At 61.4% G+C, this 13,336-nt stretch carries 9 protein-coding genes; 1 reads left to right on the forward strand and 8 read right to left on the reverse strand.

The features are described from left to right. From FZI91_RS05440 to mtf2, 4 genes are all read right to left on the reverse strand, one after another. The coding region (locus tag FZI91_RS05440; RefSeq protein WP_166548234.1) for a non-ribosomal peptide synthetase at positions 1-5,168 on the reverse strand (5,168 nt) is incomplete at its 3' end. Between the two features lie 23 nt (positions 5,169-5,191). After that, positions 5,192-5,422 carry an MbtH family protein gene (locus FZI91_RS05445; protein WP_162525875.1) on the reverse strand — a complete coding sequence of 77 codons (231 nt, stop codon included), beginning with the start codon at positions 5,420-5,422 and terminating at the stop codon, positions 5,192-5,194. A 912-nt stretch (positions 5,423-6,334) separates the two neighbouring features. Beyond that, complete coding sequence (locus tag FZI91_RS05450; RefSeq protein ID WP_155937884.1) at positions 6,335-6,592, reverse strand: hypothetical protein; 258 nt, start codon at positions 6,590-6,592, stop codon at positions 6,335-6,337. Between the two features lie 74 nt (positions 6,593-6,666). Further along, complete coding sequence (gene mtf2, locus FZI91_RS05455; RefSeq protein ID WP_162525884.1) at positions 6,667-7,446, reverse strand: fatty-acid O-methyltransferase Mtf2; 780 nt, start codon at positions 7,444-7,446, stop codon at positions 6,667-6,669. Between the two features lie 180 nt (positions 7,447-7,626). Between mtf2 and FZI91_RS05460 the strand changes: the two genes are divergently transcribed. Then, positions 7,627-8,871, forward strand: coding sequence for a glycosyltransferase (locus FZI91_RS05460; protein WP_155937886.1), 1,245 nt, complete (start codon positions 7,627-7,629; stop codon positions 8,869-8,871). Positions 8,872-8,921: 50 nt separating this feature from the next. Here FZI91_RS05460 and FZI91_RS05465 read toward each other — a convergent pair whose 3' ends face one another. The 4 genes from FZI91_RS05465 to FZI91_RS05480 all read right to left on the reverse strand — a co-directional run bounded on the left by FZI91_RS05465 (position 8,922) and on the right by FZI91_RS05480 (position 13,203). Continuing rightward, complete coding sequence (locus FZI91_RS05465; RefSeq protein WP_162525876.1) at positions 8,922-9,710, reverse strand: TylF/MycF/NovP-related O-methyltransferase; 789 nt, start codon at positions 9,708-9,710, stop codon at positions 8,922-8,924. Positions 9,711-9,954: 244 nt separating this feature from the next. Next, on the reverse strand, positions 9,955-11,088 hold the full coding sequence (locus FZI91_RS05470; protein WP_309224094.1) for an acyltransferase: 1,134 nt from the start codon (positions 11,086-11,088) through the stop codon (positions 9,955-9,957). Next, the gene (locus FZI91_RS05475; RefSeq protein WP_155937887.1) at positions 11,085-12,353 is read right to left on the reverse strand and encodes a glycosyltransferase; all 1,269 of its coding nucleotides are present in this window, start codon (positions 12,351-12,353) and stop codon (positions 11,085-11,087) included. Before FZI91_RS05475 ends, FZI91_RS05470 begins: the two co-directional genes overlap by 4 nt. Positions 12,354-12,402: 49 nt before the next feature. After that, on the reverse strand, positions 12,403-13,203 hold the full coding sequence (locus tag FZI91_RS05480) for a TylF/MycF/NovP-related O-methyltransferase (RefSeq protein WP_162525886.1): 801 nt from the start codon (positions 13,201-13,203) through the stop codon (positions 12,403-12,405). Positions 13,204-13,336 lie beyond the last annotated feature (133 nt).

The following is a 13,336-nucleotide window of genomic DNA, read 5'->3' on the forward strand; positions in this document are numbered from 1 at the left end:
TCGAGCGCCGCACCCCAAGCCCGCTGCGCCGCAACACGATCCTGCCCCGCCAACCACGTCACAAAACTGCGGTAGGGCGTCGCCGCGGGCAGTCGCTGCCCGTAGTACGCGGTGAACACTTCCTGCAGCAGGATCGGCAGCGACCAGCCGTCGATCACGATGTGATGCGCGGTCAGGACAAGGCGGTGCCGATTCGCGCGGTCGCTATCAGAGCTGCCGAGCCCCGAGACCAGCGTCGCCCGAAACACCGGCTCGGTGCGAATTCGGCAGACCGCGGCACGCTCGGCGGCGCATAGCTGGTCCACCTTGCCGTCGGTATCACCACTCAATTCGACATGCTGCCAAGCGATTACGGGCTCGACCGCGATGACCTGCACGGGCTCGCCGAATTCCTCGCTAAATCGGGGAGCCAGATTCGGGTGTCGTTTCACCACGGTGTACACCGCATCGCGCAGGCGGGCGGCATCGAGTGGGCCGCTCACGGTGAGCGCAAGCTGCACCGCATACACATCATCGTCTCCGGAGTCGCCGGTCTCCTCGGCGTAACCCGCCTGAAAAAGCAGCCCTTGCTGCAGCGGAGTCAGCGGGAGCACATCGGCGATCTCGTACTGCTGCACCAACACATCGATCTGCTGCTGAGTCAACCGTGCCGGCGCGAGATCCGACGGCGTCAAACCACCACCACCGGAACGCACATGGGAGCAGATGCCCTTCAACGCCTCAAACCAGAGCTGGCTCAACCGACTCACCTGCACGCCATCCAGCGCCGAGGGAGCCCATGCCCAGTTTGCCTGCAACTGAGGCCCAGCCCCGTCTTCCGAGTCTGTGTCTCCGCCCATTTCAAGGACGCCGGCATTGAGTTCCACCGAGTGGGCCAACGGCATCGAAATCGCCGCGGCCACATCGGTCATCGACAGGCTGTCGTGACTTATCCGCCAGAAATCGTCGGAGAGATCTGCCGCCCCGGCGCCGAGGCGTCCCAGGTAGTTGAATCCGATGGTCGGCTCCGGCCCCGCCAACTCGACATCGGTGTTGAGGTAGCGCAGTAGCCCATAGGTCAATCCGTCGGGCAACGCACGCAACTGTTCCTTGGCGGCCTTGATCGCCGGGCCTAAAGCAGCCTCGCCGGCCGTTACCTGTGCCCACGACAGCGCACCCACGGTCAACGATGCGGGGTACTTGGTGGTGAACCAGCCCACGGTGCGGGACAGATCGATTCTGGAGGAGAGCTCTCCTAATTCCTCTACGCGCCCGTGACCCTCGACATCGATACCGATCGGCCCCCCACCGGTGCCCAGGAATTCATTGCAGGCCAATCCGAAGGCGATCAGCAGAATGTCCTGCACCCCAGCGTGAAACGCGGCCGGGACCTCACCCAATAGCTGCCGCGTGGTCTCGGCATCTAGGGACACCGACAGTCGCCCCGCGTTGTCGTAGGTGTCGGTTGGTTGCAACGCCGACACCCGGGCCGGGACCGTCAAAACCTGCCGCCATACATCGGCGTGGTCCACCACCTCCGCGGCATGGGCATAGTCGGACAGCAGCGCGGACCATCGGGCAAATGATGTTCCACCCGTCGGTAGCGCCACATCCTGTCCGCTGTGGTGCTGCGCCCAGGCAATGTTCAAGTCTTCCAACAGAATTCGCCAGGACACCCCGTCGATGGCCAGGTGGTGAATCACCAAGGCCAACTGGCAGGTGCCGGGCACCCACACAGCGTTCAGCATCGAGCCGGAGGCAGGGTTCAGCCGAGAACGAGCCGTCACCAGCGCCTCATCGGACAAGGCATCGACAACACGCACGCAATCGCGAGCATCGACGGTCCCCGTCTCGGGTACCAACGCCGACCACTCACCATTGTTATCCGCCGTGTCTTCCCGCACGCGGAGTCGCAACGTCGCATGGCGATCGAGCAGTGCCTGCAGCACCACGATCACGTCGTCCTCGGTGACCCCCGACGGCGCCTGGACCACCAGGGTCTGGTTGAACTCGTCGGTCGGTCCATCCACTCCTTGCAGCCAGCGCATGATCGGGGTGATTTCCACGGGACCGATGCCTTCGTCGACGACATCTTCTTCACCGCCGGAGAAGGTCGCCAGCCGAGCTAACCTGCTGATGCTTTGCTCGATGAAGACATCACGCGGCCGGAACAACACACCAGCCGCCCGGGCACGGGAGACCACCTGCATAGACAGGATGCTGTCGCCACCCAGATCGAAGAAGGAATCGTCGATTCCCACGCGTTCCACACCGAGCACCTGCGCGTACACGCCGGCAAGGATCTCTTCCACCGCAGTACCCGGAGCCCGGTAGTCGGTGCCCAGGCCACCGTATTCGGGAGCGGGCAACGCCCGGGTGTCCAGCTTGTTGTTGGAGGTCAAGGGCAACGCTTCAAGTAGCATCACCGCCGCCGGAACCATGTACGGCGGAAGATGTTTGGCCAAAACGCTGCGCGCCTCGGCGGGATCGACGGTCCCCGTGACGTAACCCACGAGGCGCTTATCCCCGGGGCGGTCTTCGCGAGCGATCACCGCCGCCTGATCCACCCCGTCGAGCGCACTCAACGCAGCTTGCACTTCGCCGAGTTCGATGCGGTACCCGCGAATCTTGACCTGCTCGTCGGCGCGGCCGAGGTATTCGAGCTGCCCGGCTGTCGAACCCGAGCCCCACGCCACCAGATCCCCGGTGCGATACATCCGCTGACCTGGCTCGCCGAACGGGCATGCCACAAAGCGAGATGCCGTCAGATCGGAGCGGCCAAGGTATCCAACTGCGACACCGTCACCGGCGACATAAAGCTCGCCGATGACACCCGCGGGCACGGGTTGCATCCAGGTGTCCAACACAAAAAGGGCCGCCCCGGGCACCGGCGAACCAATCGGCACCGGACTGGGTTGCTCTGCATTGAGCGGTGCACTGATTGCCACGCACATGGTGGTCTCGGTGGGACCGTAGGCGTTGATCATCAGCCGGCCCGGCGCCCATTGCTCGACGACCGTGGCAGGGCAGGCCTCGCCCACTACCGCCAACGCAGTGGACTCCAGTCCTTCCGGTGACAGCATCGCCACCGCCGATGGGGTCTGAGTCAGTACGGTGATCTGTTCGGATACCAGTATCTCGTGGAAGTCCTCGGGCGAGCTGGCGACCGTTTCGGGCACCACGACCAACCGGCCGCCGCGCAACAGCGGTCCCCAGATCTCCCAGACAGAAACGTCGAACGCCAGGGAATGGCACAGCGGCCACACCCCGGGGTTGGGCAGGCCGGCATCGACGGACGCCATCAGCTGAGTGACATTGTGATGCGTGACCGCAACGCCTTTGGGTGCGCCGGTAGTTCCCGAGGTGTAAATGATGTAGGCGATGTCATCGGGCTCTGGCGCCGATGGCGGCACGTCCGACGATGCGTCGACTCCGACATCTTCGAGGTCAATGACGGTGAGGCCGGAACCGTCCAGTCGCGACCTGAGACCGGAGGTGGTGATCGCCGCGACAGGCGTGGCGTCCGCGAGGATGAATTCCAATCGCGACGCCGGAACGCCCGGATCGATGGGCAGATAGGCGGCCCCGGTCTTCAGCACCGCCAATATTCCGATAACGGCCTGAGCCGATCGCTCGGATAGCAGAACTACCCGTTCACCTGGGCCCACGCCCTGGGCCACAAGATGATTCGCCAGCCGGTTGGCTGCGTCATCAAGGTCGCGGTAGGTAAGTGTGTTGTCTGCGAAGGTCAGGGCGGCCGCCTCGGGAACGGCGGCCACTTGTGTTGCGAACATCTCCGCAATCGATATTCGCGTGGGTGCGGGCTTGGTCAACACGGTGGTGTTTCCCATGCCCTCCAGAGCGGCATGCTCGGCGATATCGAGCGCATTCAGCGCGGACAACCGCCGATCCGGGTTGGCCGACATCTCCGATACGAGCCGCTGCAACCGCGCGGCCAGATTCGGCACCCCGAATTTTGAGAACGGCAGTCCGTCGCCCGACGTGCTGAGGAGCAGCTGGTCACTGGCTCCGATAAAGAAGAGTCCGAAATGCCCCATGGGGCCGTGGTTCGTGTAACTCGCGGTGGCAGGCACCCCAGCGAGGTCCAAGGTGAGTCTCATGGGAATGAAATTGATGGCTACGCGATTTCCCGCCTGGCGGGGGCCCCGGAGACCGAATTCCCCGCCTTCGAGAATATGCGCGGGGAACCGTTGATGCTTCAGCAGTTCGCGAATGCGCACATCAACGTGCTGGCAGAATTCGGCGACCGTAGATTCCGGCGGAGCGCTGAGCACCAGCGGCACCACACCGGCCAGCATGCCGGGCAGCATCTTCGACTCGGGACGCACACGTCGGCTGACCGGGAAGTCAAGCGCCACTTCCGACCCGCTCGTGGACCATCCGCGCACCAACAATGCACAGGCTGCCGTGATAACCGAGTACCGGCGAACACGCAAAACCTTTGTTAAATCTTTGATTTGGCCGACTACGGCGTCATCTATCTGAACCGTCGCGGATGGCGTGTAGCCGTCGTGACCCTCATGGGCGTGCGGCGCCCGAGGATCGAGCCCGCTGTCCGGTGGAAGATTGCGGCTCCAGTACTCCCGATCCTCGATGTAGTCGCTGGACGCCTCGTACTCGGTCTCCAAATCGACCAGATCCTGCAGCGTGCCGAAGTAAGCATCGGGGACCGGCTCTCCCGCGACCAGCGCGGAGTAGATCGAGGCAACTCGGCGGCTCACGATCGCCATGCCCAAGCCATCCAGGTTGATGTGATGGCACAGACCGAATAGGTAGTACTCGTCGTCCGCAGTCCGGATTAACGCGAACTTCAAGAGCTGGTCGGTCAAGGGCATCAGTGCGCGTTGGATCGATGAGGCGATCTGGCGAGCGTGCCCGACAGGGTCCTCTGAATCGCGCACGTCGTGGAAGGCCAATTCCAGATCCGAACGGTCCATCGCCTTCTGGACGATCCCACCATCGACTTCGAGGAACGCGGCCCGTGCGGGTTCAGCTTCACAGATTGTCTGACGGATAGCCTGCCCAAGTAGAACTCGTTCTACTTTTCCCTCGATCCGAACCAAAAGGCCTAGCTGCCACTCCGCACCGACGAGTCCGCTTTCCTGTGAAAGCCAGATATCCAATTGTCCGCGCGAAAGCGGCAATGCACCGCCTTCAGACTCCAACACTCGACTGCCGCCTCTCCGAAGGTTCAGCGCTCGACGCCCCCACCCTGCGCCAATCTCTCACGCAGGCTCTTCGGCCGGATATCGGTCCAGTTCTGTTCGATGTACTCAAGACATGCGGCGCGGTCCGCCTCGCCGAAAACCACCCGCCAGCCGTCAGGGACATCGGCGAACCCTGGCCATAGGCTGTGCTGCTCCTCGTCATTGACCAAGACGAAAAAGCTTCCCTTGTCATCATCGAATGGATTGATGCTCACGCTTTCTCCAGGTTGCTTGGGTGGACATCGCAAACATACGACTGAATTTATAGCGGCGTACGGGGTTTCACAAAGTTCTAATCTTCGTAACTTTGACACATCGACGCTCACTGCCGCAACTAATTAGCCATAATCTCAATCGAGCCATATAAAACCAGGTCAACGATGTTAATGACAAATCCAGCCGTTGCGAAGATCGTGCATACGAGTATACCAAGTCTGCACGCATTGCGTAACCTGAACGTAGGCCCACCCCCGGGAGCAATCGGATCCCGCGAACCCTTCATGATCTACAGCAAACTATAGTGCTAGAACTGGAGACGGCTGTTACCTGATATGGAATCTCCCCAATGGCTCTTGATTAATTAACTTGAAGAAGTAGCCGATACTTCAATAGTGCAGAAGTTTTGCGAGCTCAAAGACACCTCCAAGAACGGCGCTACATAGCGAGTCGCGCTGCCAGAGTTACGACTAGGTGCGCACCAAATGAACTCATCGCGACCTGAATTGAGATTCAACCTAAAAACGTCGACACGAGGGCCACGCTAGCAACGGGCACCGGCAGAAGCGCGGATACTCGGAAGTAAATGTGGTGACAGACCACTACGAATTAAGTTCTCATCCATAAGAAATGCCGTATAAATCCACAATCGTTTGGCGGCACGAGCGCCCTCGATCGGCGACCCATCGAATTCCAAGGAAAACGTCGTTATGGGCGTATGACCGATAACGAGACGACCACGGCGACGATCATCCATTGCGCCACCCGAGGCACGCGCACAGCGTTCCGCGTCGCGCACCGACAACGGTCGCCGAAGAACCCGGGACGACCGCTCGGGGAGTGGTTAGAGGTGCCCGATGAGGCAATATCGAACGAACCGCATCCGACGAATGTCTAATCCGTCGGATGTGCTACGAAGCTGGCTGATCGCCTGGCTGCTCGGAGCGAGCCTGGGAACCGTCAATCGGAGACGATCCGGCCGGCATCACCATCATGAACACCGGAATCCGCACCACCGCGCCGTCGCCGATCGGCAACCGGATGGCGAGCGAAACAACTTCCAGCTCGAGACGCCTGCCCCGGCGAGTCTCCATCTCTAGGCGCCCAGGTAAATGTCGGGGCGTCGCCAGCCAATCCAGACCGCGCTCTATTGACTCGACGACGTTCATGATTCGACTATACCTACCGAACTGTGCGGGCATGCGATGAAATTCCTTGCCGTACGAGGAATCTGCCGCATCGCCTACGCTTTCGTGAAGTTGTACATCCGGTACTCGACCGACCCGCCGCTACGCAGGTCATCGTAAGCGCGCTGGGCCGGGGCAAGGCGGCGGATCAGACCGCGCAGTAGTGCAGGCGTGGCGCGATCGATCACGTACCGCCACCGTTCCAGGTTCTTTTCCATCCCCCGCCTGACCTCGACGTTGATTCCTCTCTCGGACACCATCCGCAGCGGCGCATTCCCGAGCGCCACGTTCCACCCGGCCACGTCCGGGGCGCTGCGCGCATCTGCGTAGAGGAAATGCCCACCCGGGCGAAGCACGCGCGCCACCTCGGTGAGGAAGACCGGAAACTGGGGGTAGAGGTGTGACGACTCGATATTGATTACCGCATCGAAGGACTCGTCCGCGAACGGTAGATTCTCGGCGTCTCCCTGGGTGAACTCCAGGCCCGACTGCTGATGGCGTCGACGGCAGAACTCGATCCCGTCCGGGTTCAGATCAAGCCCGGTGTACGAGGTCGGATGCAAGGTGCGTACGAGGTAGGAGGCCCCGCCGCCATGGCCACAACCGACCTCCAACACTCGCCGACCATCGAGCTCCGTCTGCGTAGCGGTGCTGTGGTACAGCTGAATGGAATACCGGTCCGGCTCATCGGAAGCCGACAATGGCACACCCATCGCCGGGTCTTCTTCGTAACCATAATTGAGGAAGACGACGTCCTCAGTTTCGAGCTTACGGGTGGCATGCCGATAGATGAACTTCTGAACCCGCTGCGTGAACTGTGCGTTCAGCTTGAAGATGACCCAATCTCGCGACTTCTGAACCGGACGACTGCGCACCATGGGCGAATTATGACAGAGTTTCTCTGTTTAGGACTGCCGTATCGAACTCCGAACTGCCTTGCGACAGTTGGAGTACCAGAGATAATGGCAGTACTCGAGTCGACCGACTCGGGTAACAATTGAAGGGCCTGGGACGGTATGAAGTTTGCGCTGGCGTGCTACGGGACTCGCGGCGACGTCGAACCGTCGGTCAGCGTGGGATGCGAGCTCACCCGCAGAGGGCACGACGTGTGTCTCGCCGTGCCCCCCGATCTCGTTACCTTCGCAGCATCGGCCGGACTCACCGCTGTCCCCTACGGACCGGAATTGCAGGATTTCCTGCAAGAGGAGTTCCTACGGAATTTCTGGAATCATTTGGTACGCAACCCTGTCGGCTCGCTGCGCGAACTGTGGGCGCCGATCGCTCGGTACTGGGGTGACACCAGCGCGACGCTCACATTGCTGGCAGACGGTGCCGATCTGCTGTCGACAGGACTGAATTTCGAACAATCCGCCGCCAACGTTGCCGAATACTTCGGCATCCCATTGATGATGCTTCACCACTTCCCGATGAGGCCCAACGGCCAATTGCTGCCGATGCTCCCGGCGCCCCTCGTCCGATCGGGTGGAATGCTGTCCGAATGGCTGCTGTGGCGCGCGACGAGGGACGCCGAGGACGCGCAGCGGCGCGAGCTCGGCCTCCCCAAGGCGATCGGACCCTCGCCGCGCCGCATCCCGCGCGGCGTGGCGGTGGAAATCCAGGCCTACGACGCGGTTTCCGTGCCCGGACTGGCGGCGGAGTGGGCTAGATGGAACAGCAAACGACCGTTCGTCGGAGCACTCACGATGGGGCTGAAAACTGAAGCCGACGGGGCCGTCGCCTCCTGGATCGCCGCGGGGACGCCACCGGTCTGCTTCGCCACCGGCAGTATTCCGCTCGAATCTCCCTCCGACACAATCGAAATGATCAGCTCTGCATGCGCAGAACTGGGCGAGCGGGCATTGGTCTGCGCGGGCGGCACCGACTTCGGTGACATCGCGCTTCCGGACCATGTCAAAGTTGTCGGCGCGGTCAACTACGCGGCCGTCTTCGCGGCCAGCCGAGCCGTTGTTCATCACGGCGGCTCGGGCACCACTGCCGCAAGCCTACGGGCCGGCGTCCCCACCCTGATCCTGTGGAGCTCGGCAGATCAGCCGTATTGGGGAAACCAGCTCGGCAGACTGAAAGTTGGTGCGGCCCGTCGTTTCTCGGCGACTGACCGGAAATCACTAGTCGCCGATCTGCGCCGGATACTTGCCCCGAACTACGCGGTTGCGGCCAGCGAGCTCGCCACCCGGATGACCAGCCCCGAGGACAGCGTCACCAAGGCCGCCGATCTCTTCGAAAGCGCCGCCCGCCGCTAGCCATACAACCTTCGCGCAAGCGGCTCATGCTGTCCGGTGAGAATCCCTCGCTATTGGGGCGGCTTGATGATCAAACCCTGGCCCGTGGGCAACGCGACGACATACACACCCAATTCCCGGGCCACGTCATCCACGGCAATACGCTGCTCATCGCGACCACGGTTCGCGTAATCGTCCAGGAGCACAAACGCCCCTGGTGACAATCGCGGCCAAAAGTACCGTAGCGTCGCGACTTCAGGTGGGGCACAGTTCATATCGATATGCAGGAACGCCACCGCATCCGCGTCGACTTCCTCGAGCGTTTCGGGAACGGCGCCGGCGATAACGCGCTGATTCTTCCACTGCGCGAAGTTCGCCTTGACGCTGTCCACCGAGCTCACGTACATGCCGTTGCGTACCAGCTCCTCGCTCTTCTCAAGCGCACCGGCATCGCGCTCACCCGCGCTGACGAAGCGGGGATCGAGTCCGGCGAAGGTGTCGAGCAGGTAGAACGTCCTACCCAACCGATCCCAGTCGAGGTATTCCATGATGGCGCTGCTCAAGAATCCGTAGCTGACACCGCATTCGACGAAGTCGCCCTTCACCTTGCTGGCACTGGCAGCCGCCCACAATCCGACATGCACTCGCCAATGCCACTGGTACCAGTCCGTGCCGCCAAGCGCGCGGACTCCTCGCGCATAAGCGCGTTGAAAGTCCGGGTCGTCAAGGAACGCATGACTGTTGAAACAGATCAGCGCGTCATTCGAGTAGACATCCGGCAAGAGCTTGCGCGCAAGCCAGTATTCCGCGCGAACTGCCCGCAGGAAGATACGAGTACGAAGCGATAGCTCATCTGCCACAACGGAAACGATAGCATTCGCGGGCGCAGCGACGGCCAGGAACCCGGCACGCAAGTTTATTCCCGAATTCCCCGAATCACTGTGGCTCACAAGCCGATCGGTTCATGATCCGTATTGGACTCATGATGAACGGCCCCGACCACACAGCACTCCACCGAGTACCGCACGTCATCGGCGGTCGGGGCTGTCGCCCCGGCACCGAGTTCGGCGTTGCGCGGGGAAAGTTCGGGTGGAACGCCCGCGCTTAACCCGCCTCGCGATCCGCCGGCACCGACTGTGCCGCCGTCGAGCTATCCACCTCTGCGGGAGGCTTACGTATGAGCCGAGACTTCAACGAGATCGCATGCTTTTCCACCACAAACCAACTGAAGGCCGCCAGCGGCACGGTAGCCGCCGTCGCAATAACGAAGAACAGCAACAGATTCAGACTACCCAGGCCCAGCACAACCAACAGCTGCTGCATCGGATAGGCGTAGATGTACGTGCCGTATGACAGATCGTTTCGCAGATTCAATCGGTGATTGTGAATGAGAGCACCCGAAACGATGACCGCGTACGCCAAGGGCAGCGCCGCGATATCCCGATAGTTCTCCAACAACCCGGAAACCAGCACGATGGCGACGCTGAGCGCGACCAGCGACCACCGTGCAGGGATGAGATCCTTGTACTGGTTCAGCAGCGCGCCAGCTGCGAACATCACCGCGAACCGAGCCACCATCTGCGGAATAGACGTCGCGGCGAAGACCGGGTACGAGAGATACGCCGTCGCACAAAGGAAAAAGACAAAGGCCGCCGGAACAACCCATTGCCGCTTCAGTAATCCGCACACGCCCAAAACAGCTACGGCGATGTAGCAGATCAGCTCGAAAACCAGGGTCCAGATCGACCCGTTCCACACCCCGGGCCATGGAACGCCTCTCGGTGTCCCATCGACACCCGCGTAATACACGTTCATCAGACCGTTGTTGATGACGTAGTCGATCGGCTTGTGCGAGGACATCAAATCCCCGACGGAGCCCCCCTGGATGAGAACGCTGACCGGAGCAATGACGAATGCAATGATCAGGAGGCACACCCACAGCCCCGGGAAGATCCGCAGGCCGCGGGCAATGGCGAAGTCTCGAAGCTTCGGCTTGCGCAACCAGCTTGCGGTGATGAGAAACCCCGAAATCGCGAAAAAACCGTCTACCCCAACCTGTTCGATGAGCTGCTCAAACGGCCGGTAGGTGATCGTTCGACCGGTTAGCGGCCATGAATGCCAGAAGATGACGCTCACTGCCAGCATCAACCGCCACGCGTTCAGCGCGTTGTTTCGCGGGTCGAACACCTCACCAAGCGTCGAGCGCCCGACTGGTTGCGATCCGCCTGCCCCGCTCACGCGGAACACCTTGAGAGCGCGAACCTCTCCATGGCATCGGCAGCGGCGACAGCACTTTCACCGGGTTTGGTCATGCCGTTCGCCAGCTCACGCGCCCTGTCGACGTAATCCGGAGCAAGGATCCGTCGCAGGTCTGCGACCAGAGATTCCCGGGTCGTTGTCGAAAAGCGTCGCGTAGTACCCACTTTCAGCTTCTTGACCTGACCACCCCAGAGCGTTTGATTGGCATCCATCGATAAGATCAAGGTGGGGACTCCAGCACGCAGACTCGCTGCCGTAGTACCTGATCCACCGTGATGCACGACCGCTCGACAGGCCGGAAAGACGGCCGCGTAATTGATCGCACCCACCACCTTCACGTGGTCCGGAAGCTGCGCATCGCTGAAGTCAGTCCATCCGGCACCCACCAACGCCCGCTCCCCGAGCTCCGCGCACGCCGAGCCGATCATTTCGAGTGCGGCAGATGGCGATTCGACCGGCATGCTGCCGAATCCAAAAAAGATCGGCGGAGTCCCCGAAGCGATCCATGACGCAACGTCGTCATCAGCCTCGGCAGTCAACGCCATTGTCAGCGAGCCGACAAACGGCCGCAGGCCGTCCCATTTCGTCCACTCGGCCGCCAACCCCGGAAAACACACCTCGTCGTAGCCCTGTATCTCCAACGATCCGCGCTCGGCAATCCGTTCCGGCGAGGGCGCTGACGCCCTCGGCAAGCGCAGTTCACGCCGCTGGGTGTCCTCCACTTTCTTATTCAGACGCCAAGCCAGCCAATCAAATACGGTCATCGCCAGGCGGCCCAATCGCGACGGCAGGATAGTGACAAGCTGACCATTAGGTCGCATCGGGATGTGATGCAATGTGACCAGCGGAATGTCGTGGTACTCAGCGACGTTGGCGGCCGGCTCCTGGTAGCTCTGCCCGGCGAACAACACGTCGGCGTCCTCGGCCGCGGACATCAGCGTGGTGTTCATCTGCGCCCAGCACTCGTCGCTGAGCTCCCACATCTGACGCCACATCCGCCGTATGTCCCGCACCCGCCAGAAGGTGTGAAAGAAGAACGTCCAGAAACTGCGGTACACATCCAGCCAGGTCTTGGTGTCCAGCCCGTAGGAAACCGTCTCCAGCCCCGCCGCCTCCGTGAACCCCATCAAGTCGGGCGGGACCGCCATGACCACATGGTGGCCCCTGCGCTGTAGCTCACGAGCAACGACGACGGAGGGCTCGACATCACCCCGCGTTCCGTAGCTCGCCAGCACAAACTTCATCGCCTCTAACGCCTTTCGGGTGTCGCGGTTCAGTAGAGCGGGGTCAGACTCATTCCTTGCGCCAAAACACACCGGTACCGTCAATTTCCACGATCTCCGCAGTTATCCCGTGCTTCGTGCGGTAGTCCGTAACGGCCTGCTTGCACGAGTCGAGGGCGTGGTAATCGTCAATGATGCAAAAACCACCGTGAGACAAACGCTCGTAGAGCCCGTCCAACGCCTGGATTGTGGATTCATACAGGTCGCCATCGAGGCGCAATACGGAGATTTGTTCAATCGGGGCGTCATGCAGCGTGTCTTTGAACCAGCCAGGAACAAAACGCACCTGGTCGTCCAGCAAGCCATAGCGCTGGAAATTGGCCCTGACATTCTTTTCAGTCACTGCCAGGATGGGCGCTGCGAGATGCAGCCTATCGCCCTTGTCTGCCTTGTAATTCGCGGTATCCGGAGGAGGCACTCCCTCGAACGAATCACAGAGCCAGACGTTGCGCGAGGTGTCCCCATATGCGGCCAAGACCGCGCGCATCAGGATGGACGCGCCACCGCGCCACACTCCACATTCGACCAGGTCCCCGGGTACGTTGTCGGCGATCGCCGTCTCCACGCACTGCTGCAGGCTCGTCAGGCGGCGCATCCCGATCATCGTCAGCGCGTCCGCCGGCCAGTCCAGGCCCAAGTCGCGCTTATGCGCGTCGAACGGACGCTTACGCACGAGCACGTAGTCACCGAATTTGAAAAAGGGGCGGTGCAGCCAGTTCCAGCCCACTGGCACTAGTTCGTCGACTCCGTATCTCGTGAGGTCCTGCCGTAGCAGATCCAGATAAGCGGATCGAGTGTCGTAATCGGTCACGGTCAAGAACTGCCCCTATCTCCAAATGCCGGTGTCCCGTCCCAGCGCTAAGAATAGCGGTCCTGCGACGCCGTCGACACCTTTCGGTGCCGTCCACTCCCCTTGTGGGGAATACATTTTCGTTAGTATCTGT

Origin of the sequence: Mycobacteroides sp. CBMA 271 (assembly GCF_009729205.1) — a bacterium.
Taxonomy (GTDB): domain Bacteria; phylum Actinomycetota; class Actinomycetes; order Mycobacteriales; family Mycobacteriaceae; genus Mycobacterium.

What these genes read in the sequence shown, in the direction of transcription:
- FZI91_RS05475 (WP_155937887.1), bottom strand. Translation starts at nt 12,353, where the DNA reads ATGAAGTTTGTGCTGGCGAGCTACGGAACGCGGGGTGATGTCGAGCCC.
- FZI91_RS05460 (WP_155937886.1), top strand. Translation starts at nt 7,627, where the DNA reads ATGAAGTTTGCGCTGGCGTGCTACGGGACTCGCGGCGACGTCGAACCG.
- FZI91_RS05450 (WP_155937884.1), bottom strand. Translation starts at nt 6,592, where the DNA reads ATGAACGTCGTCGAGTCAATAGAGCGCGGTCTGGATTGGCTGGCGACG.